Here is a 23,278-nt window from a genome sequence, read left to right on the forward strand (position 1 = left end):
TGCTGCCATGCCGCTTCTCACCCTCCGCGACATTCGTCACCGCTTTGGCGGCGACCATCCGTTGCTCGACGGCCTCTCGCTCACCATCGACCGGGGCGAGCGCATCGGGCTGCTGGGTCGCAACGGCTGCGGCAAGTCGACCCTCCTCAAAATCATCAGCGGACAGCTCACGCCCGACGAGGGCACCATCGAAACAAGCGGTGCGGTGCGCGTGGCCTACCTGGAGCAGCGCGTGCCCGATGCCGAAGGCTCCGTGTTTGACGTCGTCGCGGGCGGGCTCGATCGGGAGGGCACGTTGCTGCAACGCTACCACCGGGCGAGCCGCAACGTGGCCGAAGATCCCACCGAGGCCCACATCAACGCGCTGGGGGAGCTGCAAAGTCAGCTGGATGCTGCCGATGCGTGGCAGCTGCAAACGCAGGTCGAGAAGACCCTGTCGCGCATGGACCTCGCGGCCGATGCGCCCTTTGCGCCGCTCTCGGGCGGACAAAAGCGGCGCGTGCTGCTGGCCCGTGCCCTCGTGCAGCGCCCCGACCTGCTGTTGCTGGACGAGCCCACCAACCACCTCGACTTCAACGCCATCCGGTGGCTGGAGGACTTCTTCGCCCGTTTTGAGGGCGCGCTCCTGTTTGTAACCCACGACCGGCGCTTTCTGCAACGCACGGCGCAGCGCGTGGTGGAAATTGAGCAGGGGCGCTTGCTCGACTTCAACTGCGGCTACGAGGAATTCCGCGAGCGCAAAGAGCACCTGCTGCATGTGGAGGCACGCGAACAAGAACAGTTCGAGAAAGAGCTGGCCAAGGAAGAAGAATGGATTCGGCAGGGCGTAAAAGCCCGGCGCACGCGCAACATGGGCCGGGTGCGGCGCCTGCAGGAGATGCGCGCGAAGGCCCGCAACCGCCGATCGGAAACGGGCACCGTCGACTTTTCGGTGAGCACCGCGCAGCGCTCCGGCGAAAAGGTGATCGAGGTGGAGGGGCTCTCGTTTGCGTACGACGCCGACACCCCCATCGTGGATGACTTCGATACGATCATTGAGCGCGGCGAGCGCATCGGGCTGCTGGGCCCCAACGGATCCGGCAAGACAACCCTCATCGAACTTCTGCTGAAAGAGCGCGCCCCGGATGCCGGATCGGTGCGCCACGGCACCAAGTTGCAGGTGGCCTACTTCGATCAGCACCGCGCGCAGCTCGACCCCGATGCCACGGTGCGCGACAACATCACGCAGGGGCTGGGCGATCAGGTAACGATCAACGGCCAGGAGCGGCACATCATCAGCTACCTGCAGGACTTCCTGTTTACGCCCGAGCGTGCCCGCACCGAGGTGCGCTACCTGTCGGGCGGCGAGCGGAACCGCCTGCTGCTAGCGCGCCTGTTTACGCGGCCCTCGAACCTGCTGGTGCTTGACGAGCCCACCAACGACCTCGACATCGAGACGCTGGAGCTACTGGAGGACGTGCTGACGAACTATCCGGGCACGCTCCTGCTGGTTAGCCACGACCGCACGTTCATCAACAACGTGGTGACCCGCACGCTGGCGCTGGAAGGCGACGGGCAGGTGGGGCAGTACCCCGGCGGCTACGACGATTACCTGCGGCAGCGTCCGGACCCCACGCCTGCAGGCGATGGGGGCGATGGATCGTCGGCCGCGGCCCGCACCGCTTCCGCACCGGCCAAGCCCAAGAAGCAAACGAAGAGCTTGCATTACAACGAGAGCAAGGAGCTGGCGGCCCTGCCGGAAAAGATTGAGGCGCTGGAGGACGAAAAAGCCGCGCTGGAGGAGGAGATGGCCGATCCGGCGTTTTATGACCAGGAGGCGGCGGCCATCACCGACGCCTCGAAGCGTCTGGATGCGTTGGCGCAGGCCATTGAGGACGCCTACGACCGCTGGGCGACGCTCGAAGACAAGCGGGCGTCGTGAGCCGGGTTCGATTCACCAACTGATATTCCGCTACGCCTATGGCCGATCTTCTACTGGAAGCGAAGGACCTCGTGAAGCAGTACGACACCGGCGGCGATGAGCCGCTGGAGGTGCTTTCGGGCGTATCGCTGCAGGTGCGCACCGGCGAAATTGTGTCGATTGTTGGCGAGAGCGGATCGGGGAAGTCGACCCTGCTGCACCTGCTGGGCGCGCTGGACCGGCCGACCAGCGGCACGGTTACCTTCCGCGGCAACGACCTCTTTACGAAAGATGACGAGGCGCTGGCGGCCTTCCGCAATCGGTCGATTGGATTTGTTTTTCAGTTTCACCACTTGCTGCCGGAATTTACCGCGCTGGAGAACGTGGCCATGCCGGCGCTCATCCAGCAGCGGGCGTTGGCGTCGGTGGAAGGGCGGGCGCGCGAGCTGCTCGATCTGCTGGGGTTATCCGAGCGGGCGTCGCACCGGCCGCAGCAGCTGTCGGGCGGCGAAAAGCAGCGTGTGGCCGTGGCGCGTGCCCTCATGAACGCGCCGGATGTGGTGCTCATGGACGAACCCACCGGCAACCTGGACGCCCGCACGGCCGAGCCGCTGCATGCCGAAATTCAGCGGCTGCGCCGCGAGCTCGATCAAACGTTCGTCATTGTGACGCATAACGCGAGCCTGGCGGGCATCGCGGGGCGCACGCTGCATCTTGTGTACGGCACCTTGCACCGCAACGCTCCCGCATCTTCGGCCTCGGCCGGCGCGTAGCCGGCTGCAACATCGGCCCGGGGCGGGCATATCACACAACGATTCAGTCCATCGGTACTTTTGCTCCCTCTTATGCCTGCAACAGCTACGCTTGATCCGGCCCTTGGCTTTGTCGACGAGCCGGTTGACCCTACGCTGAACCTCGTTGACGCCATCCAGGACCTCAAAGCGGAGAAAAACGCCCTCCTGCTGGCGCATTACTATCAGGAGGCGGCCATCCAAGACCTGGCCGACTACGTGGGCGACTCGCTGGGTCTCGCGCGCGAGGCGGCCGCCACTGATGCCGAGATCATCGTCTTCTCGGGCGTGCACTTCATGGCCGAGTCAGCCAAGATCTTGAATCCGGAGAAGAAGGTGCTGCTGCCCGACCTAAACGCCGGGTGCTCGCTGGCCGACACGTGTCCGCCCGAGGCGTTTGCCGACTTCTGCGCGCAGTACCCCGATCACACGGTCATCACGTACGTCAACAGCTCGGCGGCGGTGAAGGCGCTCTCCGACATCATCTGCACGTCGTCCAGCGCGGCGCACATCATCAACCAGGTGCCGGACGATCAGCCGATCCTGTTTGCCCCCGATCGCAACCTGGGCGAGTACCTGATCAAGGAGACGGGCCGCGACATGGTGCTGTGGGACGGCGTATGCATCGTACACGAGACGTTTAGCGAAAAGCGGATCCTGCGCCTCAAGACGCGACACCCCGATGCCGAGGTGCTCGCGCATCCGGAGTGCCGCGACGCGGTGTTGCAGCACGCCGACTTTGTGGGGTCCACGAGCCAGATCCGGCGCTACGCCCGCGAGAACGGTCCGGCCGCGTTCATAGTGGCCACCGAGGAGGGCATCTTGCACCAGATGGCGAAAGACTGCCCGGACAACAATCTCATTCCGGCGCCGCCCGAGAGCGGATGCAACTGCAGCCAGTGCCCGCACATGCGCCTGAATACGCTGGAGAAGCTGTACCTGTGCCTGAAGCATGAGCAGCCGGAAATTACGATGGAGGAGCAGTTGCGCCGCGAGGCGCTACAGCCCATCGAGCGGATGCTGGAGTTGAGCCAGGGGGTGAAATAGGCCGGTCGTCCCCGCGGTGGCACGTCATTGCTCCGTTCAGATCATGGCCCATTCGAAGGCTCGCGCACGCAACTGGTGAGAGCGGCGTAGGCGCCATGACACGTTGCACGGAGCTCCTATGGCCCGCTGCTACGCCGCCGTTTTGTTGGGGCGCAGGCGGCGCATGAGCACGAGGCCCACAATAATCAGGACGCCGCCGCCAATTTGCAGCGCGTGGATGGGCTCTTCCAGAAAGACCGCGCCGCCGATGAGCGCCACAAACGGCACGAGGTTGTTGTAGACCGCAGTGTTGGACGCCCCCACGTTGCGCACGGCGGTCGTCCAGATGGCAAACGCCAACCCGATGGAGAGCGCGCCCGAGTACACCACCGCAGCCCACGTCCACGGCCCCACGGCGGCCCACTCCACGGCCGGCAGGTACGGCACGCCCACCGCCACCAGGAACGGCAGCGCCACGACAATGCCCCAAAACGCCGTGGCCACGGGCGAGACGTCGTCGACCACGGACTTGTTGAGGCCCGTGTAGCTGCCCCAGAGCATGGCCCCGGCGAGCATCATGAGGTTGCCGTAGAGGCTGCCCGCCCCGAGGCCCACATCGTTTGCGCCCGCAATGATGACGAGCGCCGTGCCGACCAGCGAGCACACCAGCCCGATCCACTGCCCCGGACGGAGCGTCTCGTACCCGAACACGCGCCCCACGAGGGCCGTCCACAGCGGCGCCGAGGCCAGGATGAGGGCCGCGCTACCGGCCGTGGTGTTGTGTACGCCAATGATGAAGAAAACCTGATACACCACGTAGCCCAGCAGGCCCAACCCGGCAATGCGGTAGCCGTGCGACCGGAGCGGCGCCGTAAACGACTCGTCGGCCGGGCGCTTCCACACGTACAGCGCGCCCAGCACGACCGCCGCAATGAGGAAGCGGAAGACGTTGATGGCGTGCGGGTGCATCACCGCGAGGGCCGCCTTCAAGATGGGAAAGTTTGCGCCCCAGATGCACACGGTGGCAAGAAGCGACGCGTCCGAGAGCCAATCCGTGCGTTTCATAAGGAGCGATCGTTGCCGTTGGATGCGTGGGGATGCGCAGCAATAGGCTGCCCCGGCAATGTAGGAAGCGGCCAGCTGCCATGCCGCATGCCGCATGTCAAACAAGCAGGAAAACGCTCATTGATTCGCCCCTGCGCGCACATGGAGATCTCACCAGGGGCATGACCTCCGGCCCCATCATAGATATGACCTTCGGCCCCCACGTCATTCACGTGCGTTCATTCCTCGCGATGACAAGAAGCGTATTGCTTTTTTGTGCGTTGGGCGTGCAGTTGGTGAAACCCGTCCGAACAGCCACTTGAACCATCAACGTATCGTTTCTGCATTTCCCCCTCTTGTCATTGCGAGCGAACGAAGTGAGCGTGGGGGCTTTAGGTCATGCCGTAGGTGGGGCCTTTAGGTCATGCTGGAAGCGCAATCTCCGCAATGGGGCGCCTTTGCCCGTACATGGAGTCCGGCCCCCGCGTCCTTCGCGTCCGCTCATTCCTCGCGATGACAAGAAAGGAATTGCTTTTCCGGACGTTGAGCGTGCAGATGCCCGAATGAATCCGAACAACCATCTGAACCCCCGGCGGCTCTTGCTGCCGAGGCATGTCGTCACCCCTTTACAAATCACCCCTGAGCGGCGTCGGCGCGAGCCGGCACGATTGATGCGATTGCCCGGGGACAACGCCGTCCGAAGGGCGGTTCGAACCGTCGGCGTGTACGCAGACTCGACAGAGGATTTCAGACAGCTCCTGAGTTTTGACAGACCTTCGTTCGGGGGGCTTGCAAAGCGGCGCGCCTGTCGGCTACTTTGAAAGCGCTTTTACGTCACGCCCACGTTCACAAATGTCTCCTGCTTGTATGTCTACGTTTCAGAACTGTATCGACGGTGCTTGGGTAGATGCCGCCACCGGCGACACCTTTACGAGCACAAATCCGGCCGACACCACCGATACCATTGGCACGTTTCCGGCCTCTGGCGCAGCAGACGTAGACCGCGCGGTGGCGGCCGCGCGGGCGGCACTGCCGGATTGGCGCGCAACGCCCGCGCCCCAGCGGGGCACGATCTTGCGGCGCATCGGCGACCTGCTCACCGAGCGGAAGGCCGCGTTGGCCCAGGCCATGACGCGCGAGATGGGCAAAACCGTGGCCGAGACGAAGGGCGACGTGCAGGAAGCCATCGACACGGCGTACTACGCGGCCAGCGAGACGCGCCGCCTCTTTGGGCACACCGTGCCGAGCGAGCTGCCGGACAAGTTTAACATGGCCATTCGGCGGCCCGTGGGCGTGTGTGGCATCATCACGGCGTGGAACTTTCCGGTGGCCGTGCCCACGTGGAAGATCTTCCCGGCGCTCGCGGCCGGCAACACGATGGTGTACAAGCCCAGCGAAGAGTCGCCCCACTGCGGCGTGCTGCTCGTGGAGATTTTGCACGACGCCGGCGTGCCGGACGGCGTCATCAACCTGGTGCATGGCGGGGGCCCGGCCGGGCAACACCTCGTGGCGCACGACGACGTCGACGCCATCTCGTTCACCGGCTCCTCGGAAACGGGCAAGGCCATCGGCGAAGTGTGCGGGCGCACCAACAAGCGCGTATCGCTGGAGATGGGCGGCAAGAACCCGATGATCGTCATGGACGACGCCGACCTCGACCTGGCCCTGGAGGGCGTGCTGTGGGGCGCCTTTGGCACCACCGGCCAGCGCTGCACGGCCACGAGCCGGCTCATCCTGCACGAGGCCATCCACGACACGTTCGTCGACATGCTTACCGAAGCAGCACAGGCGCTCACGCTGGGCGACGGCCGCACCGACGGCATCGACGTCGGCCCGCTCATCAACGAGGGGGCGCTGCAAAAGGTGCAGCACTATGTGGCCGTCGGGCAGGAAGAAGGCGCAACGCTCGCCCTGGGCGGATCGCGGGTGACGGGCGACGGCCGCGACAACGGTTTCTTCTTTGCGCCCACGGTGTTCACCGACGTGACGCCAGCGATGACCATCGCGCAAGAAGAAATCTTCGGCCCGGTGCTCTCCGTCTTTAAGGTGTCGTCCTATGAAGAGGCCGTCGACGTGGCGAACAACACGCGCTACGGGTTGTCGTCGAGCATCTACACCGAGAACGTGCGGCACAGCTTCCGGGCCATGCACGACCTGGAGGCCGGCATCACGTACGTCAACGGCCCGACCATCGGGGCCGAGGCGCACATGCCCTTCGGCGGCGTGAAGGAGACGGGCAACGGGCACCGCGACGGCGGCTGGACGGTGTTCGACTTCTTCACCGAATGGAAAACCGTGTACGTCGACTTCTCGGGCGAGCTCCAAAAAGCCCAGATGGACAACGTAGACGACTGATTCGGGCAGGGCGGCACGGGTAGCGCGCGGGCGGTCGGGGGAGCCGATGGCCCGCGTGTACCGTTTCTGCTCTATCCTCTAGCGAGCTGCGGAAAGCCCGGAATTGTCGTTGCATCGAGGATTTCACAGAAGCAGTACAGCACAACCCACAAGAGGACGGGGTTGAAAACCTCAGGTTACTGAGGAAGTGGCCACATGACCAGCCAATCCGCTGACCAGGCGCTTAAGGCCGGTCGGTGGACCCAACTCGGTGTAGATGCCACTCGGCCCTTCTTCTTTAGACGATAGGAGAAGCGTGCCGGCATCATACAGGCGTTCCTGCATAAGATGCCGAAGCATAACATCATAGCGCTTAGCATAGCTTGCATTCTCGAACACTTCGAGGGTATCAAAGTGTTCGGAACGAATCGATACCGGTCGGCGCGAACCCTCATCATCCTCCAGTAGCATGATGTATCCCAAAAACGGCCGCGGAATGTCTCCGAATGTGCCCTCGCGGTATGCTACCCATAAATCAGAGGCCATACCGATTGCCTCTTCGCATCGATTGTTAAAGTTGTTGCCAAAAGAGGGGCCAATCTGTGATTTGAATTCCAGGGCGGCCACCAGCTGGTTCTTGTGGATTACCAGGAAATCCCAGTCTTTTACGGGTCGATAGAATCCAGGCAAGGTCACATGACGATGGGCCGTCTCAGTCTCAGCGCCGCTGTAAATAGCCCCTGGGCCAAGGCCATTGGCTATTACGATCTGCTTGATCAGGCCAATAAAGCCATCCATGTTCTTGCCAGCAGTGACAGCCGCACGGTTGCCCCGATCGGAAACCGTTCTTCGTTCCTCCTGCGCTGCACGCGCCTTTCCACGCGTCTCCCAGAAAAGACGGACGGCTTCCTCCGCACGAGCTTCGTAATTAGCTAGGTCCAATGCCATAAGCGATGTAATTTTCAGACGTGCTATAAAGTGCCGTGCCAGTCATTCAGAAATAGCCAAGACAATCGACTACGACTTTACGTCGCCCACTGCAGCACGAATAACCGCTGCCTCGCGATCAGAGAGTCCAAATAAGTCAAACGTGACCGTATCGCAGGCCGATTGATCTTGCCGAGCGGCCTCACGCAGACGGTCACGCATCGTACGCGACACGTCGTCCCAACGGGGCACGCGAATGCGGCGCAGATACTGGGCCTGAAAACGCAAGTAATTGCCCCGCATCCAGACCGAATAGATGGCAATGAAGAACTCGGCAATCGTCGATCGAAGCACAGCTTGCAGTGCCTGCAGATCCCAGTCGTCCGAGACCACATAATAGACATTGTGATGCGGATAGAGAGAGCCCGGATCATAGGCCACAGCGGCTTCTCCCTTGATGTCGGGGATGAGCAGCTTGGGTCGCTTCAGAAGTGCTGTGTGGATCTTGTCAATCGTACGATACCATTGGTCGGGATATTTTCGGGCGATGTAGCGATTACGAATCCGCTCCTCGTGCTTCTTGAGATATACCGCCAACTTCGGATACTCGGAAAGGTCTACCAGGCTGCCATCTGTGTTGAATAAGTTGAGGACATGATAGCCCCCCCAATCAAGCTTCCCCTCTTGGATGTCAGCAGTCTTCACCACGGGCAGTTGACGGGACCCTTCCACGGGTAGTGATTGGCGAACAAAAATATCATCTGCTCCGGTGGCAACCCCTATCCCAACCTTGCATCCGATGTCTTCAATTGTCGGAAACCGCTCCTCGATTCCACGCAGAATCGCCACCTCCTCTGGACGATCCAACAGCCACGGTTGGTCGTCATCGGTCACACGAGGAAGGACGTGGACCCGGGCGTTCTTTTTTTGCTGACGCAACGGTGCCACCAAAGCGGTCAAGTCATCGATCGCGGGGCGGCGAACAATGCTTGTTGATGCAGAGGACGACCGCGCCCGTTCGATCAGGAAAATGCTGGGATAGGCTGTGGCTTTTTGTGCAAAGGCCGCGGTGCCCGTCATATCCACAAAGGCTGAGACATGAAATGCTCGGTCGATGCGTCGGCGCAGGCCTTTGCCATATGCGTTTTTGACCCATCGATCCGGGCAGATGTAAGCAAGCTGGCCATCGGCGCTTAACAGGTCTAGCCCGCGTTCAATAAATGGGACATAGAGGTCCGCCCGGCCCTGAATGCAATCGTAGCGCTGCTTGTACGCCGCCGTCAGGACGTCTGGGATCTGCTCATGGCGAATGTAGGGCGGATTGCCGACCACGTGGGTAAAAGGCCCTTCGATATCGGCAAGCAAGAAGTCGTCTTGAGTCACCCAAGCGTCAAGCAGATGGTCTATGCCCGCCGGATCGATGTCCGCATTTGAAAGCAAGTCGTGAAGACGTTTGCGCGTGCGCCGGTACGACGCATCGTTCAGCTCAACTGCACGAATTGCGCCTTCAATCTGCTCAACGGCAGGTTGTCCCGAGGTGAGGAGGCGGCTCACAGCCTCGCACACGAACGCACCATGGCCACACGACGGATCCAGCAGCCGAAACGAGCACAGATTTTGGTCGGTGGTGTATCCGGCCAAGTCCAAAATGAACCGTACCACTTCGGGGCGCGTCAAAATCGCACCTCGGTCTTCATTACTCGCTGTAGCCAAGTCATTGACCGCCTGCTGGACGATGCGCGGTCGTTTCAAGCCGAGGCGTGCCTGAGCCATGCGTTGTCAGATGATTGCTTCCCTAAAGCATTTCACAGTATGCCACATCTTGGATCGTTTTACAAGTACCCACCTCTGATGCGGCTCGGCAAGGATTGGTGCGATGGCCCTGCAGCCCGCGGCGCCCGCTTGAAAAAGTGATGGCGCGCGCTCTATCTTGACGGCTGTCCGCGCTTGGGGAGGGACCCAGGACCGGTTGCGGGGGGCGACGGTATAGCGTACACCCCGTTCACCCTGCCGGCTGCATTTATTCACGTTTAGTTTCACTTCGTACCGATGCGTACTGCCACGACGACGTCCGAACTGGAGACGCACGTCGTGCGGTACATCGACGCGCACCAGCTCATCCCCGACGGCGCGCGCGTGGTCGTGGGCGTTAGCGGCGGGGTCGACTCCATGGTCCTCGCCCATGTCCTGCTGCACCTGGGCTACAGCATCGTGGTGGCGCACGTCAACTACGGCCTGCGCGACGGCGCCGATGGCGACGAAACGTTCGTGCGCAACTGGTGCGCGAGCCAAACGCCCGCGGTGCCGTGCCACGTCACGCGCTCCAACGTCAAGCAGTGGGCCAAACACCAAGACACCAGCATTCAGGACGCCGCCCGCGACATCCGCTACGCGTTCATGACGGATCTGGCCCAGCAGACGGACGCCCCGGTGGTGGCGGTGGCGCATCATCGCTTCGATCAAGCCGAAACCTTTCTGTTGCAGCTGTTTCGGGGCGCGGGCGTAGAGGGCCTCGCGGGCATGCCGCCCCGCCGCCCACTCAAGCACGATGCCGAACGCCACCTGGTGCGCCCGCTCCTGGAGCTCTCGCGGGAAGACATCGAGGCGTATGCCACGTCGCAAGGCATCAACTGGCGCACCGACCCCTCCAACGAGACCACGAAGTATGCCCGCGGCACCGTGCGCAATCAGCTGCTGCCGCGCATCCAACAGTCGTTTCCCGGTGCCCGCGGCCACATCGCCCACGCGGCCGAGCTGCTGCGCGACTACCTGGTCGAGACGCTGCAGCCGGCGCTGCGCGCCCGCTTCCAGAAGCATTACGACGATCGCCCCGATGGCGGCTGGCTGGCCCTAGAGGCCCTGCGCGGACAGCCCACGGTGTGGCGTCATCGTCTCATCCTGGAGGCGCTCCGCACGGCGCTTCCGCAGGCCCCGTACGCCACCGAAACCGCAGAAACGATCGAGGAACTGGTTGATGCGCAGGTGGGGCGCCACGTCGACTTTGGGGCGGGGATGGTGTGGCGCGAGCGCGAAGGGCTCTACTTTGTGCCGCACGATGCGGTGCCCGCGCGCCTCTCAGCCCGCCCGGTGCCCTTCGATACGGCCATCGAGCTTCCGCACGGCCGTCTGCTGGTGGAAGAACGCGGCGCGCCGCCCGACACGCTCCAAATGACCACGCCCCTCATCGCGCATGCCGATGCCGATGCCCTCAGCGGGGCGCTCACCGTGCGCACGTGGCAAGAGGGCGATCGGCTGCAGCCGCTGGGCATGGCCGACGGGCATAAGCGCGTCAGCGACCTGTTAACAGACATGAAGGTGCCGTCGCACCGGCGCGACGGGGTGCTCGTGCTGTGCGATGAAGAAAAAATTGTGTGGGTGGTGGGCTATCGCCTGAACCATGCCGTGCGCGTCCGCCCACACACCCGCCGCTGCGTGCGCATCACGTTCCACCCCGATGAAAAACGATAGGACGACGTGCATTCCTCCGGGCATCGCCCTACGTTGTTGGTCCACGGCTTCGAGTTTCTCTCATTAGCAGCATGCCCCCTTCCATGCCCGCCCACGATCTTACCGACGTCACGGCTTCTTCCGACGAGCACACCATCCAATGCCGCGGCGAGCGGTTTCGGCGTTACCTTACCGCGCAGGATATTCAGGCCCGCACTGCCGAACTTGGGGCCACCATCAGCAGCGATTACCGCAATACGACGCCCATTCTGGTGAGCGTGCTGAACGGCGCGTTCATGTTTACCGCCGACCTGATGCGGGGCATCACCATCGACTGCGAGGTCGATTTCCTGAAGCTCTCGTCCTACGGCGATGCCAAGGTGTCGAGCGGCGAGGTGACCGAGCTGAAGCGCATCGATGCCAACATTGAAGGGCGCGACGTGATTATCGTGGAAGACATTGTCGACACGGGCCTTTCCATGGAGTACATCATAGAGAAGCTGCGCCCCTTAAAGCCCAACTCGCTGCGGGTGTGCACGCTGCTCCATAAACCGGCGTCTACACAACACAACGTGCCCCTCGACTACGTGGGGTTTCAGATTCCCGACCTGTTCGTGATCGGGTACGGGCTGGACTACGGCCAGATCGCGCGCAATCTGCCCGACATCTACATCTTGGATAAATGACCGCGGGCAGCTACAACGTGCAGCAGCTGCACCTCCGCCAAGCGCTGTTTGTAATCTGGCGCGTGGGGGGCGTTTAATTAGCGCTTAAAAAGGCGCAGGCGTCGGATATGGCTGGGGCGTCGAACGTGGGCCGGTGGACGTGGCCCGGTGGCTGGATGGTGGCATAATCGCTGGTGGGAAGCGACAAGTCGGTGCGCGCCACCACATGCGCGCCGGCCGTTTCCACGTCATTGAGCGACGCGTATTCCACCCAGCGGATGTGCCCGGGCGACTGAACCTCGGGCGCGCCGCGGCTGATCAAGAAGGTGAGGGCGTCGTCGTAGGCGTGCGGCTGATCGGTGGCTTCCAGGAAGGCCTGTTGCATCTGCAGCGCGCCGGGGGTGGCGTCGTGCCCCGGAAACAGCCCGCGCAGCTGCGCCAGGGCATCGAAGTAGGGATCGGGCGAGCAGCCGGCCGGCGCCCACACAAGCGTGACGCGCCGCGGGCCGGTGTTGTCAAACAGGAGCACATCCTCGGCCCATTGCAGCCGCTCGTCGTCTGTCTCGTGGCCGTCGAGCACCGCGATGTGGGGCGTGTCGGGCACGCGATGCACCAGCGAATCGTCGGGGAGGACATTGGGATCGGCGGTGGTGCCGGCGCCCAGCACCACCCGATCGGCGCCCGTGAGTGCCCCGCGCGTCCACGATTCAGCCGCGAGGTCGTCCAAAAACGCGGGCAGAAGGGGGGAGGGCGCGACGCTGCGCACCGTGTAGCCCATCACCCAGGCCGCCGCGGCGACGCGCAGAGTTTGCAGCGGATACGCCGTTCCATGGAGCACGGCCGCCGTGGGGGCACCCTCAATGGGCGGAAACCGCTCAGCGAAGCCTTCCGTCCGCAATTCCTCCATTACCTGATTGATGGCAAAGGCCACGCTGGCTTCGGTCCAGCGCGCGTCGCCGTCTAAGGCCGCATGCACCGCCGCGTGACGGCGCTCGTCGTCGGGTTCGCGCCACCGGGTGGCCGTTGCACGGAGAGCCTTGATGCGGTCAGTAATCACAGAAGAGCGGTGGTTCGTGGATAGCGAAGAACGGCGGGCGCCGGCGCGGGCCCAGCGATGAAGCGGCCGCGCAGGGCATTGGTGTGCAGCGGCAGCGACAAAATCATGGGTGTGAAGCCGTCGCCGGGAGCGGGTGTTCCATCTGGAAGCGCGTACGGGCATGTTCCAGCGCAAGGAACGCAGTCCGCGGTCGGTCGCCCCAGAACTGCGCCTCGCGGCGCGCCTGCGTCCACAGCGGCAGCGCCGCGGGTGCGCGCCCCGCCCCTCGGAGCGCCCGCGCCTGCCACACGGTCCACTGATGACGGATGACAGCGCGCAGGGCCGGCGGGGCCGAAGGCGCAAGAAATGGCGGGCTGAGTCCCTCCCAGGCGGCCAGGGCGCGTGCGGGATGGCCTGCGTCGAGCGCCCCCAACCCGGCCCACAGGCGCCCCAGGGCTTCGGTGGTATCGCGCGGCGGGACGCGCCCCGGTCGTTGCAGGGCGCGCAGCAACGCCGGGCGGTGGGCCAGGGCACGGCGCAATGCGATGCGGCTGCGGAGGGCATAGGCGTAGCGCGGCACGCGCTGGAGGGCGGCGGTGTAGTGGGCGCGTGCCGTATCGGGCTGTTGCCGAAGCGCCGTTGCATCGCCCAGCAGGTAACGCGTTGCCAGGGTATGGTGCGCCGTAGCGATGGTGTCGAGCGCGGCGTAAACCGGTGCCACCTGGCCGTCGTGCAGCAACAGGCGGGCCCAGAGCGTGCGCGCGGGCAGGAAGCGAGGGGCGAGGCGGAGCGAAGCGTTTAGGGCGCGCCGGGCCTGCGTCGTGTCGCCGCGGTCTAGCGCCGCGGTGGCGTCCTGGTAGCGGCGCCGGTAGGGCGGCACGTAATGCGGACAGGGCGTCTCAAACAGCGAGGGCCGCGCGAAGCGGCGCGTCACGAGGTCATGGGCCGCGCGCGTCACCAGCCGGCGCTGGGCCAAGAACTGCGCCCACTCTTGCGCAAGGGCCGTGGCGGGCTGCCCGTACACCGCGGCAACGTTGGCCCGCGCGTACACCCGCTTCAGCCGCGCTGCGCCGTAACGCTGCAAAAGAAAGGCCACAAACGAGCCCGTGGCCGTGTACGACACCGCCCCGCGGCCCGTCCAAAAGCCCCACGGCGACAAGCGGGCCGCGACGTCGGCGGCCCAGGCCTCGGGGGAGCGTTCCGCGAGCTGCGCCACCATCTGGTCGTGCACCGAGGGACGGCCGCTGGGCGGCTCCAGGGCCACGGCCCATCCCTCCACCAGCCCCACGGCCCACGTGGCCTTTAGCAAAGGCAACCCAAACGGACGAGCCACCACGTGCGCCAGCTCGTGCCCCAGCGTTGCATCCACGTAGGCATCCAGCACGTGAATCTGCGGCTGCGCCAGCCACACCGGGGCCACGCTGGTGTAGCGGGCGCCCACGAGTTGGGCTTTGGCTGCAGGGCTGGGGTAGATGTAGCTCTGGATGCGATGGGCGCCCTGCCAGCGGTCGAGTGACAGGTTGAGCCGACGGCCCAGGCGGGCCAGTTGGAACGCATGTTCGCGGGCCAGCCGCTGCGCCGCGGGCCGCGACAGATCGGCGGGGTCGTAGTACAGGTCGATGTGGCGCGTTTGGACGTGGCCGCCGAGCGCGTTTCGGAGCACCGCGGGCGTCGTGTTGATGCCCAGCGCCGGGGCCGCGTAGTACACCGCCCCAATGCAGAGGGCCAACGCCGGAACGCACGCGCGCCGCCAGCCGCCGAGGCGTCCGCGAAGCCGCAGGCCCACGCCCACAAGAAGCGCCGCCCACAGCATCGTGAGACCGCGAAAGAAGAAAAGTCCCGCGCGGATGGCCAGTTGCTCGTCGTAGATGGGGCCCAGCACGCCGCCAAACACGTGGTTGTAGGTGTAAAACTGCGGATGAAAGCCGAGGTCGTACACCGGTCCAGCCACCATGAGCCCCACGCCCAAGCCCCCAAGCATCCGCAGCGGATGCTGCCAGGTTGTACCGCCAAGGGCAAAGCCCAACGCCACGCCCAGCAGCACCGACGGGATGGTGAACACAGCGTACAGCAGAAGCCCTTCGAGATAGCCACAGTTTGGCGCCCAGGCCATCGAAACGGTGAGGAGCAACGCCGGAAGCGCCAGTAGAGCGAGCTGTTGTGCTGCAACATGCGCCACCGACGTGCCATGCGCGCACTCCCGGAGCGCCGCCCATCCCCCTGCAAAAAACCCAACCGTAGCCACGACGGCCGCCGATTCGACGTGCAGGACCTGCACGAGGGGCAGCGGCCACAGCAGCACGGCCGTAAGGCCGTACGTGAGCGCAACGCGTCGGGTGGTAGAGCGCACGATTGACGTCAGATAATATCGAAAGAGACCGCCACCGAGAGGCGTTGTTTGAGCTGCAGCGCGCGGCTGGTGTCACGGTCAAACAGCGCCACAAAGAGGACGTTGGTGTGCATCCAATCGTTCACGGTGAGCTTCAGCGTATGCTCCCAGCTCATGTCGGGCGGCGTATCCGACTGGTTGAACGCGAAGAAGAGATCCAGGGCGCTGTTGTAGCGAATGTTTGATGTGATGCCGTACTGGAGCTTCGAGGACACCTCGGCGCCCGCCTCAAAGCGTACGGCCTGCGACGTTTGCAGGTTGTACAGCACGCGCACGCTATCATCGAGCACCATCGTCTGTTTTGCAGCGCCGCCCACACGCACCTCCAGCACCGGCGCGTAGCTGTACGTAAGCCCGACCGATTGCGTGAAATACGCAGGCGATAGAAACCGCGATATTACGACGGGGAGGTCGGCATCGGCCCGCGGATGACCGGCCGGATAGGGATTTTGGGAGAAGTTGAACCCTTTGGCGAACTGCGTGCGCGCGCTGGCTCCGAGCGTCGGGTTGAGGAGGTCGTCGATCGAGTCGTTGGTGCGGTAATCGGACAGCACCTGAACGTGGATCACGTCATCGGCGGTTTGCAGCCGCTCCTCGTCGCGCCGCAGGACGCCAAATGCCAGGTGGCTCTTGATGGTGGTGTGCCAGGGCTGCCCCGCATGCACCGCGCGGGCATCGAGGGCGCCTTTTAACATGAGGGAGCTTGTGCTTCCGCTCTGCCAGTTCCGGTACGCCGCCTGCGAGCCCGCCACCTCGCCCGATAGACCAAACGACCAGGTAGTATCAGCGGGCATCGCGTAGAGCGGGCTGCTCAGAAAGCCACCGGCGGCTAAGAGGAGCAGCCACAGGCGAACCAGCAAAGCGGTGCGAGGACGTGTGGGCACCATACGTAGCAACGGTAGGGAGGAGAAGATACGCCAAGGGGCCGTGCCGATATGCTCGGCACAGCCCCCGGATCAAAACGCAGAGATGCCGAAGCATCCCGATACAAGCTTAAAGCTCGTTGTTTTTGATGTCTTGGATCTCTTGGCGAATCTCGTGGGCCAGCTTCTTGAGGGCCATCATGCTCTTACGGGCACGGGTCCCGGCAGCCTTGTTGCCCTTCTCGTAGAACTTCATGAGGTCCTCTTCGGCCTCTTCTACGGTGTCTGTCAGCTCTGCGTAACGCTCTTCAAATTTGCTCATATGCGAGTCGCCTCCGGTAGTATGAATGGTTCGTTGGCTTGTGAAAACGATAGAACGAACCTAAGTGCGGGCTGAGCGGCTGTCAAGGGGCATTGCCGCTTTTGGCGGCTATTTTCCAGGATTCGGGGGGTTCTTAGGCAAAGGTTCACTCCCCCACCGGCGTTTGAGACGCTGAATCGCCGTTCAGGAGGGCTTCGAGGCGTGTGAGGCGGATGGGCGCCGCGTGGAGGCACGACCGAACGACGGCGGGCTCGCTGTATGCCGAGGCGTCGAGCGCATCGGCCGAGAGCCCATCGGGGACGGCGCTCCAGTCTGCCCGCTGAATGAAGGTGAGGACGGGCGCGTAGCGGTCGCTCCAGCCTTTGGCCAGCGCCTGCAGCACCTGCGCGGGGGCGGCCTCCTCGGCAGTGGACTGGTTGGCTTGGGGCGGCGCGAGCGTGGACATGACGGGCAACACATGCTGCGAGAGGAGCGCTTCCACCCAGCCGAGCGGGCCGGTGGTGAGGCCGCCGTCGTCGGTGCGCCGCAGCACCCCGCGGTCGGTGCCCTGGATGCCCACCGCGGGCACTACCTCATCGGCGAGGGCGCTCAAAATTTGTTTATTCGTCTCCCGCACGGCGCGCTCGACCAGTTGACGGTCGGCAGGGTCGGTTACGGGCAGGGTGCCGGCATCCGTGCGCTCGACGAGGCGGCCGTCGGCTTCAAGCGTGCGCTCTACCTTCTCGCCCGATCCATGCACGAGCACCATGGGCGTGCGCTGGGCCGGGGGCACCTTCGCAAACGTTTGGGCCAAGGTGTTCAGAAACACCGGGTCGCTCAGGTGGTCGCGGTCGAGGTACACAAGGTGAAGCGTAGGCATAGGCGTGTGTAACGATTGACGTAAAGAGGGCAAGCCGCACAGCATCCTCCAACCGCAGCCGCAGTGCAGTGTGTCCGAGGGGCGATGCGAACAATCTACGGAAAATGAGACCGGGCGTGCGCATCGGCGCCCACAAAAGAACAATCCGCCAGAGCGCGGGTAGGGCGGTTGTGCATTGAATGCAACGAGCATGCAAACATGCGCACACGTGGCGCATGGTCGTCGTCCGCTTAATTTAGTAGAACGGTTTTCTCATGGGTGTAATGATGCGGCTCCGGAAGAACACCGGGGTCATTCTTTGGATTCTCGTGATCGCGTTTGGCGTCATCTGGACGCTCCAGGATTCCAATGTGTTTAACGTTGTGGGGCAACCGACGCAAAATATTGCGGTCGTCAACGGCGCGCCGGTGCCCTACGAGCAATACCAGCGCGCCCTGCAGCAACAGCGCCAGCAATTTCAGCAGCGCATGGGCGAGGTGTCGCCGGCCATGGAGGACATGATCCGGCAGCGCACGTTCGATCAGCTCGTGAGCCAGCAGCTTGTTGAGCAAGAGATGCAGCGGCTGGGCATTACCGTAACCGACCAGGAAGTGCTGGACATGGTGTACGGCGAAAACCCGCACCCGATCATCCGCCAGCAGTTTGCCGACTCGACGGGCGCGATCAACCGGCAGATGATTCGCAACCTGGCGCAAAATCCGCAGATGGCCGAGCGCTGGAAGCAGCTAGAAGAATTCCTGCGCCGCCAGCGCCGCCAGCAAAAGCTGCAAACCCTGCTCACCTCTACGGTGCTCGTGTCGAAGCAAGATGTAGCATCCTTCTACGAGCGGCAAAACACGACCGTCGACACGCGCTACGTATCCGTTCGCTACGCCACCGTGCCAGACGATTCCGTCACGGTCACGACGCAGGACCTGCGCGACTACTACGAGGCGAACAAAGAGGACTTCAAACAGCCCAAGACGTACAAGCTGTCGTACGTCACGCGCTCGAAGAAAGCCACCGCGGCCGATAGCACGGCCATCGCGGAGGATTTGCGAGGCTACCGCGACGAATTTGCGGCGGCCGCGAACGACTCGGCCTTTGTTGCTGAGAACGCATCCGTCCGCTCGTTCTCTAGCGCCTATCTCACGCCCACCAACATGCAAGGGCCCATCGCCGACGCCATCTTTGCCGACGGCGACGCGCAGCCGGGCGAAATCGTTGGTCCGGTGTTTGCCAACGAGCGCGGGCACCTCGTGAAGGTGATCGACGCGCGCCCCTCGGATGAGACGTTTGTGCACGCCCGCCACATCCTGATTCCGACCGACGGGCAAACGGGCGGCATGGAGGCGTTGGGCCTCATGCAGCGCCTGCGCGACAGCCTGCAAACCGGCGCGAGCTTTGCGGAGCTGGCCCGCGAGTATTCCGAAGATCCCGGCAGCGCCTCGCAAGGCGGCGACCTGGGCTGGTTTGGACGCGGCCGCATGGTGGCGGCCTTCAACGACGCTGCGTTTGACGCGGCCCCCGGCGAGGTGGTGGGACCGGTAAAAACCCAGTTTGGCTATCACCTCATCAAGGTGGAAGCGCGCGCCGAGCAGGCGGTGCAGATTGCCGACCTGGCGTTCTCGCTCAATCCCAGCATGGCGACGCTCAACGATATTGAGGCCGACCTGGACGACCTGGCGTACTATGCGGAGCAAAATGGAAACTTCGCTGCGGAGGCCAAGCGCCAAAACCTGGACGTCCAAACGGTGCAAATTGAGGCCGACCAGAACGCCGTGCCGGGCCTGGGCCGCAGCTACGAGCTCACCAACTTCGTGCAGGGCGTGCAAGAAGGGGCCATCAGTCCGGTGCTGGAGTTTCAGAACCAGTTTGCCGTCGTAAAGGTGATGGGCGTGCAGCCGGAAGGCTACCGTGCATTTGCAGATGTGAAGGCGCAGGTCCGCTCGCAGGTTGAGCTGCAGAAGAAGCGCGACGTAGCGGTGGCCATGATGCGCCGCGCCTTGGCCGCCACCGGCAGCCTCGATGGCGTTGCGGAGGCACTGGGCACCCGTGTGCGCACGAAGCAGGACGTGACCTTCAACACGACCACCGTGGCCGGTATTGGGCGCGATGCGGCGTTTGCCGGCGCGGCCATGGCCCTGCAACCCGGCGAGATGAGCAACGTCATCGGCGGAGACAACGCGGCCTTCGTGGTTCAGTGCACCGGCCGGAACGAGCCGGCGCCGCTCACGGCTGAGAAGCGGGAGGAACTGGAGCAGCAACTCCTGCAGCGTCAGCAGCAGCAGGTGGTGCAGCAATGGATTGCCAGCTTGCGCGACGCGGCCGAGATCCAAGACAACCGGTCGGAGATCCTCCGCTAACGACCCCGTGACGACGCGATAGAGGCGGAGGCTCGCAAACAAGCGCCTCCGCCTCTTCTTCTGTTGGCCTTTGATGTGTGTGTATGCCCGACATTGTACTGATTGCAGCGGTTGCTGAGGAGAACCGCGTCATTGGAAAGGACAAAGATCTGCCGTGGCACCTGCCGGAAGATTTGAAGCGCTTCAAGCGCCTCACCACGGGCCACCCGCTGCTGATGGGCCGCCATACCTTCGAATCGGTGGTGCACCAGTTCGGCGGCCCGCTCCCCAACCGGCGGATGATGGTGCTCACCACGCAGGGCCTGCCCGACTATCCGGACATTGAGACCTATTCGTCCATCGATGCGGCGATGGCGGCCGTGGCCGATGCCGACGTGGTGTACATTGGCGGCGGCGGCGACATCTACAAGCAGTTTCTGCCGCGCGCCGACCGCATGGAGCTGACGCTCGTGGAGGGGGCCCACGCGGGCGATACCTACTTTCCGCCGTTCAAGCATCTGGTGGGCGACGTCTTCACCGTCGCCCGCGAGGAGCCGCACGATGGCTTTCGGTTCGTCACCTATGTGCGCGCCGATGGAACCGCTTAACCTGCCCGCATGCGACCTGCGCATTACGGAGACCGCGGGCCGCCGCATGGTGTACGATCGGTTTCGTGACCGCTACGTACGCCTGACGCCCGAGGAGTGGGTCCGCCAGCATTTTGCCCACTACCTTGTGGAAGTGCTTGCGGTGCCGCCGGGGCTGGTAGCTATTGAAGCCACCCTCACCGTGCACGATCAGGACCGGCGCGCCGACCTGGTGGTGTACACCCGGCGCGGCACGCCGCTGCTCGTCACCGAGTGCAAGGCGCCGCGCGTAGCCATTGCCCAAGCCGCGTTCGACCAGGGCGCGCAGTACAACCTGGCCCTCCAGGCCCCATACCTCGTGGTCACCAACGGACGGCAGCACTACGCCTGCCGGGTGTCTGCCGACGGATACACGTTTCTCGACGATTTACCGCCATACAACGAACTGCTCGACGCCTGTTGAGCCGCCTGTACTCACCAATCAATCTGCCTCATGCCGACGTACGCCGATGAACGCGCCGTTGCCCTTCGGGCCGTGCGCGCTGCCGCCACCCTCTGCCAGACCGTGCAAGCATCCATCGCGGGCAGCGTGCTCGAAAAAGACGACCGCACCCCCGTTACCGTCGCCGATTTTGGCAGTCAGGCGGTGATTTGCAAAGCCCTGCGGGATGCGTTCCCCAACGACCCGATCATTGCCGAGGAAGACAGCAGCGCGCTGCAAACCGAAGCCAACCGGTCCGTGCGCGAGCAGGTGGTGGCCCGCGTGCGGGCGCAGCATCCCGAGGCCACGGTGGACGACGTGTGCGCCTGGATTGATTACGGCAACGCCGGGGCGTACAGCGATCGCTTTTGGACGCTCGATCCCATCGATGGCACCAAAGGCTTTGTGCGCGGCGATCAGTACGCGATTGCGCTGGCGCTGGTGGTTGAGGGCACGCCGCAGGTAGCGGCGTTGTGCTGCCCCAACCTTCCTGACGATTTTGACGATCCCCACGCGGCCGGCCGAACGTTTGTGGCGGTGCGTGGCGCGGGCGCGTACCAAAAGGGACTGACGGAAGACGCGCCGTTGCAGCCCATCACGGCCAGCGACACGACCGATCCGGCGGGCGGGCGCTTTACCGATTCGTTTGTGTCGGCGCACAGCGCACACGACCGCGCGGTGTCGGTGGGGCGGCGCCTGGGCATTACCGAAGATCCGCTGCGGCTGGACAGTCAGGCCAAGTATGCGGCGGTGGCGCGCGGCGATGCCGACATCTACTTCCGGCTGCCCCGGCCCGGGAGCACGTATGTCGAAAAGATATGGGATCATGCCGCGGGCATGCTCATCGTGGAGGCGGCGGGCGGCACGGTGACCGACATGCACGGCGCGCCGCTCGACTTCACCGCGGCTCCGTTGCTTGAGCACAACACCGGCATCGTGGCCACGAATGGGGCCTTTCACGACCGCGTGCTCGCGGCCCTCGACGCGGATCTCTCAGACGAATAACGCCGAGTGGGCTGCGGGCAACAGGCCGCGGCCTTCCTTCTCGATGGTATTGCTTATCTTCTCTTTTGCACCACATGAACGATACACGCTGGATTCGTGAAGCCATTGACCGAGCGGTTGAGAATGTAAAGGCGGGACGCGGCGGGCCATTTGCCGCCCTCGTCGTCCGCGATGACACCATCGTGGGCGCCGGCACCAACCGCGTGACGACGATCCAAGACCCCACGGCACATGCGGAAGTGATGGCCATCCGGCACGCCTGCGACACGCTGGACGACTTCCAACTGACCGGCTGCACGTTGTATGCGTCGTGCGAGCCGTGCCCGATGTGCCTGGGGGCGATCTACTGGGCCCGCCTCGACCGTGTGGTGTACGCCAGCACGCGGGCCGATGCGGCCGCTGCCGGGTTCGACGATGCGCACATCTACAACGAGATTGAGCGCGCCCCGAGCGAGCGCTCGCTTCCGATGCAGCCCCTGCTGCGCGACGAGGGCCAGCGGGCGTTTGCCGTGTGGGACGATTTTGAGGAACGCGTGGAATACTGACGGGCCCGCGCCGCTGCGGCTGCTTCGAGGGCCTTAACACCAAATGAGTGAAACTGCTACTCTAGACGTGTCATAACAAGCAATCCAGACGTTGATTAACGTAGGAAATGACATGGGGCGCTTCATTGGCATTGCGATACTCGCGATCATCATGTTGGGGTGTCAGTCGGACGCGCCGCGGGTGATTGATCCGCTAGCGGACGCCTCGGTGACGCTCGTCACCCAAGACAGCCAGCGGGTGGTTTTTCCTACCGATTTTGAGGGCACACCGACGGTGGTGGGCGCCATCTACACACATTGCCCGGATGTTTGCCCGCTGATTACGGCCAACATGAAGGAAATCCGCCGCGCGCTTGGCCCCGATACGGCGCGGGTTCAGTTCGTCTCGATCACGTTCGACCCGCAGCGCGACACGCCCCAGCGCTTGGCCGAATACCGCGCGCTGTATAGCATTCAGGACCCTCAGTGGCCCTTTCTGACGGGCGACACGTCGGCTATCAACCGCGCAATGGCAACGCTCAACATCGTACACAAGCCCGTGACGCCCGCCGGCGATCCGGTAGATCCGGACACGGCCAGCGCATACACCTTTTTGCACACCGATCGTATCGTGGTGCTCGACGCGCAGGGCCGCCTAAGGGCGCGCTTCAGCGGGAGCCGCACGCCGCCCGACATGGTGGTGGAAACCATTGAAGCGCTACAATCGGAGTGGATGTTTTAATTGGTTCTCCTG

General features: G+C 63.8%; 20 protein-coding genes. 12 read left to right on the top strand and 8 right to left on the bottom strand.

Annotated features, from left to right (window positions below):
* Positions 1-7: 7 nt before the first annotated feature.
* The 3 genes from SALLO_RS0102940 (at position 8) to nadA (ending at position 3,738) form a co-directional block, all read left to right on the top strand.
* Positions 8-1,921: an ATP-binding cassette domain-containing protein gene (locus SALLO_RS0102940; protein WP_022834832.1), complete on the top strand. Its 1,914-nt coding sequence runs from the start codon at positions 8-10 to the stop codon at positions 1,919-1,921.
* Positions 1,922-1,959: 38 nt separating this feature from the next.
* Positions 1,960-2,673: an ABC transporter ATP-binding protein gene (locus tag SALLO_RS14775; protein WP_022834833.1), complete on the top strand. Its 714-nt coding sequence runs from the start codon at positions 1,960-1,962 to the stop codon at positions 2,671-2,673.
* A 72-nt stretch (positions 2,674-2,745) separates the two neighbouring features.
* Positions 2,746-3,738 carry a quinolinate synthase NadA gene (gene nadA, locus SALLO_RS0102950; protein ID WP_022834834.1) on the top strand — a complete coding sequence of 331 codons (993 nt, stop codon included), beginning with the start codon at positions 2,746-2,748 and terminating at the stop codon, positions 3,736-3,738.
* 129 nt (positions 3,739-3,867) lie between these two features.
* Here nadA and SALLO_RS0102955 read toward each other — a convergent pair whose 3' ends face one another.
* Positions 3,868-4,782, bottom strand: coding sequence for a DMT family transporter (locus SALLO_RS0102955; protein WP_022834835.1), 915 nt, complete (start codon positions 4,780-4,782; stop codon positions 3,868-3,870).
* 846 nt (positions 4,783-5,628) lie between these two features.
* Here SALLO_RS0102955 and SALLO_RS0102965 point away from each other — a divergent pair.
* A complete protein-coding gene (locus SALLO_RS0102965) occupies positions 5,629-7,116 on the top strand; it encodes an aldehyde dehydrogenase family protein (protein ID WP_022834837.1) in 1,488 nt (495 codons plus the stop codon).
* 171 nt (positions 7,117-7,287) lie between these two features.
* Here the strand turns inward: SALLO_RS0102965 and SALLO_RS0102970 are convergent, their stop codons facing one another.
* Together SALLO_RS0102970 and SALLO_RS0102975 are read right to left on the bottom strand one after the other, a co-directional pair.
* The gene (locus tag SALLO_RS0102970; protein WP_022834838.1) at positions 7,288-8,043 is read right to left on the bottom strand and encodes a PaeR7I family type II restriction endonuclease; all 756 of its coding nucleotides are present in this window, start codon (positions 8,041-8,043) and stop codon (positions 7,288-7,290) included.
* Between the two features lie 69 nt (positions 8,044-8,112).
* Entirely contained in the window at positions 8,113-9,795 is a 1,683-nt protein-coding gene (locus SALLO_RS0102975) for an Eco57I restriction-modification methylase domain-containing protein (protein ID WP_084696120.1), read from the bottom strand.
* 276 nt (positions 9,796-10,071) lie between these two features.
* Between SALLO_RS0102975 and tilS the strand changes: the two genes are divergently transcribed.
* Both tilS and hpt read left to right on the top strand, forming a co-directional pair.
* On the top strand, positions 10,072-11,490 hold the full coding sequence (gene tilS / locus SALLO_RS0102980) for a tRNA lysidine(34) synthetase TilS (RefSeq protein WP_051141268.1): 1,419 nt from the start codon (positions 10,072-10,074) through the stop codon (positions 11,488-11,490).
* Positions 11,491-11,573: 83 nt separating this feature from the next.
* Complete coding sequence (hpt, locus tag SALLO_RS0102985) at positions 11,574-12,155, top strand: hypoxanthine phosphoribosyltransferase (RefSeq protein ID WP_022834839.1); 582 nt, start codon at positions 11,574-11,576, stop codon at positions 12,153-12,155.
* Positions 12,156-12,228: 73 nt separating this feature from the next.
* Here the strand turns inward: hpt and SALLO_RS14780 are convergent, their stop codons facing one another.
* The 5 genes from SALLO_RS14780 to SALLO_RS0103020 form a co-directional block, all read right to left on the bottom strand.
* Positions 12,229-13,191, bottom strand: a complete 963-nt coding sequence (locus SALLO_RS14780) for a hypothetical protein (RefSeq protein ID WP_022834840.1) — start codon at positions 13,189-13,191, stop codon at positions 12,229-12,231.
* Between the two features lie 103 nt (positions 13,192-13,294).
* Entirely contained in the window at positions 13,295-15,520 is a 2,226-nt protein-coding gene (locus tag SALLO_RS14785) for a hypothetical protein (protein ID WP_022834842.1), read from the bottom strand.
* Between the two features lie 8 nt (positions 15,521-15,528).
* The gene (locus SALLO_RS14790) at positions 15,529-16,419 is read right to left on the bottom strand and encodes a DUF3078 domain-containing protein (RefSeq protein ID WP_022834843.1); all 891 of its coding nucleotides are present in this window, start codon (positions 16,417-16,419) and stop codon (positions 15,529-15,531) included.
* Between the two features lie 133 nt (positions 16,420-16,552).
* Positions 16,553-16,744 (bottom strand): histone H1-like protein, encoded by a 192-nt coding sequence (locus SALLO_RS0103015; RefSeq protein WP_022834844.1) that lies wholly within the window; start codon positions 16,742-16,744, stop codon positions 16,553-16,555.
* A 145-nt stretch (positions 16,745-16,889) separates the two neighbouring features.
* A complete protein-coding gene (locus tag SALLO_RS0103020; RefSeq protein WP_022834845.1) occupies positions 16,890-17,603 on the bottom strand; it encodes an acetylglutamate kinase in 714 nt (237 codons plus the stop codon).
* A 254-nt stretch (positions 17,604-17,857) separates the two neighbouring features.
* Here SALLO_RS0103020 and SALLO_RS0103025 point away from each other — a divergent pair, with 254 nt between their 5' ends.
* The 6 genes from SALLO_RS0103025 to SALLO_RS17560 all read left to right on the top strand — a co-directional run bounded on the left by SALLO_RS0103025 (position 17,858) and on the right by SALLO_RS17560 (position 23,266).
* Positions 17,858-19,948 (top strand): peptidylprolyl isomerase, encoded by a 2,091-nt coding sequence (locus SALLO_RS0103025; protein ID WP_022834846.1) that lies wholly within the window; start codon positions 17,858-17,860, stop codon positions 19,946-19,948.
* A gap of 83 nt (positions 19,949-20,031) precedes the next feature.
* The gene (locus SALLO_RS0103030; RefSeq protein ID WP_022834847.1) at positions 20,032-20,535 is read left to right on the top strand and encodes a dihydrofolate reductase; all 504 of its coding nucleotides are present in this window, start codon (positions 20,032-20,034) and stop codon (positions 20,533-20,535) included.
* On the top strand, positions 20,522-20,977 hold the full coding sequence (locus SALLO_RS0103035; RefSeq protein WP_022834848.1) for a type I restriction enzyme HsdR N-terminal domain-containing protein: 456 nt from the start codon (positions 20,522-20,524) through the stop codon (positions 20,975-20,977). The genes SALLO_RS0103030 and SALLO_RS0103035 overlap by 14 nt, the downstream gene beginning before the upstream one ends.
* A gap of 30 nt (positions 20,978-21,007) precedes the next feature.
* A complete protein-coding gene (locus SALLO_RS0103040) occupies positions 21,008-22,000 on the top strand; it encodes a 3'(2'),5'-bisphosphate nucleotidase (RefSeq protein ID WP_022834849.1) in 993 nt (330 codons plus the stop codon).
* 74 nt (positions 22,001-22,074) lie between these two features.
* Complete coding sequence (locus tag SALLO_RS0103045) at positions 22,075-22,545, top strand: nucleoside deaminase (RefSeq protein ID WP_028566836.1); 471 nt, start codon at positions 22,075-22,077, stop codon at positions 22,543-22,545.
* Positions 22,546-22,657: 112 nt separating this feature from the next.
* Positions 22,658-23,266 (top strand): SCO family protein, encoded by a 609-nt coding sequence (locus SALLO_RS17560; RefSeq protein ID WP_022834851.1) that lies wholly within the window; start codon positions 22,658-22,660, stop codon positions 23,264-23,266.
* Positions 23,267-23,278: the final 12 nt, after the last annotated feature.

Origin of the sequence: Salisaeta longa DSM 21114 (assembly GCF_000419585.1) — a bacterium.
In the GTDB taxonomy this organism is placed as follows: Bacteria; Bacteroidota; Rhodothermia; order Rhodothermales; family Salinibacteraceae; genus Salisaeta; species Salisaeta longa.

Excerpts from the sequence above, each read along its gene's own strand:
- SALLO_RS14775 (WP_022834833.1), top strand. The coding sequence starts at position 1,960 with ATGGCCGATCTTCTACTGGAAGCGAAGGACCTCGTGAAGCAGTACGAC.
- SALLO_RS17560 (WP_022834851.1), top strand. The coding sequence starts at position 22,658 with ATGGGGCGCTTCATTGGCATTGCGATACTCGCGATCATCATGTTGGGG.
- SALLO_RS0102955 (WP_022834835.1), bottom strand. The coding sequence starts at position 4,782 with ATGAAACGCACGGATTGGCTCTCGGACGCGTCGCTTCTTGCCACCGTG.
- SALLO_RS0103035 (WP_022834848.1), top strand. The coding sequence starts at position 20,522 with ATGGAACCGCTTAACCTGCCCGCATGCGACCTGCGCATTACGGAGACC.
- tilS (WP_051141268.1), top strand. The coding sequence starts at position 10,072 with ATGCGTACTGCCACGACGACGTCCGAACTGGAGACGCACGTCGTGCGG.
- SALLO_RS0103045 (WP_028566836.1), top strand. The coding sequence starts at position 22,075 with ATGAACGATACACGCTGGATTCGTGAAGCCATTGACCGAGCGGTTGAG.
- SALLO_RS0102940 (WP_022834832.1), top strand. The coding sequence starts at position 8 with ATGCCGCTTCTCACCCTCCGCGACATTCGTCACCGCTTTGGCGGCGAC.
- SALLO_RS0103020 (WP_022834845.1), bottom strand. The coding sequence starts at position 17,603 with ATGCCTACGCTTCACCTTGTGTACCTCGACCGCGACCACCTGAGCGAC.
- SALLO_RS0102970 (WP_022834838.1), bottom strand. The coding sequence starts at position 8,043 with ATGGCATTGGACCTAGCTAATTACGAAGCTCGTGCGGAGGAAGCCGTC.
- SALLO_RS0102975 (WP_084696120.1), bottom strand. The coding sequence starts at position 9,795 with ATGGCTCAGGCACGCCTCGGCTTGAAACGACCGCGCATCGTCCAGCAG.
- nadA (WP_022834834.1), top strand. The coding sequence starts at position 2,746 with ATGCCTGCAACAGCTACGCTTGATCCGGCCCTTGGCTTTGTCGACGAG.
- SALLO_RS0103030 (WP_022834847.1), top strand. The coding sequence starts at position 20,032 with ATGCCCGACATTGTACTGATTGCAGCGGTTGCTGAGGAGAACCGCGTC.
- SALLO_RS0102965 (WP_022834837.1), top strand. The coding sequence starts at position 5,629 with ATGTCTACGTTTCAGAACTGTATCGACGGTGCTTGGGTAGATGCCGCC.
- SALLO_RS0103025 (WP_022834846.1), top strand. The coding sequence starts at position 17,858 with ATGGGTGTAATGATGCGGCTCCGGAAGAACACCGGGGTCATTCTTTGG.
- SALLO_RS0103040 (WP_022834849.1), top strand. The coding sequence starts at position 21,008 with ATGCCGACGTACGCCGATGAACGCGCCGTTGCCCTTCGGGCCGTGCGC.
- SALLO_RS0103015 (WP_022834844.1), bottom strand. The coding sequence starts at position 16,744 with ATGAGCAAATTTGAAGAGCGTTACGCAGAGCTGACAGACACCGTAGAA.
- hpt (WP_022834839.1), top strand. The coding sequence starts at position 11,574 with ATGCCCGCCCACGATCTTACCGACGTCACGGCTTCTTCCGACGAGCAC.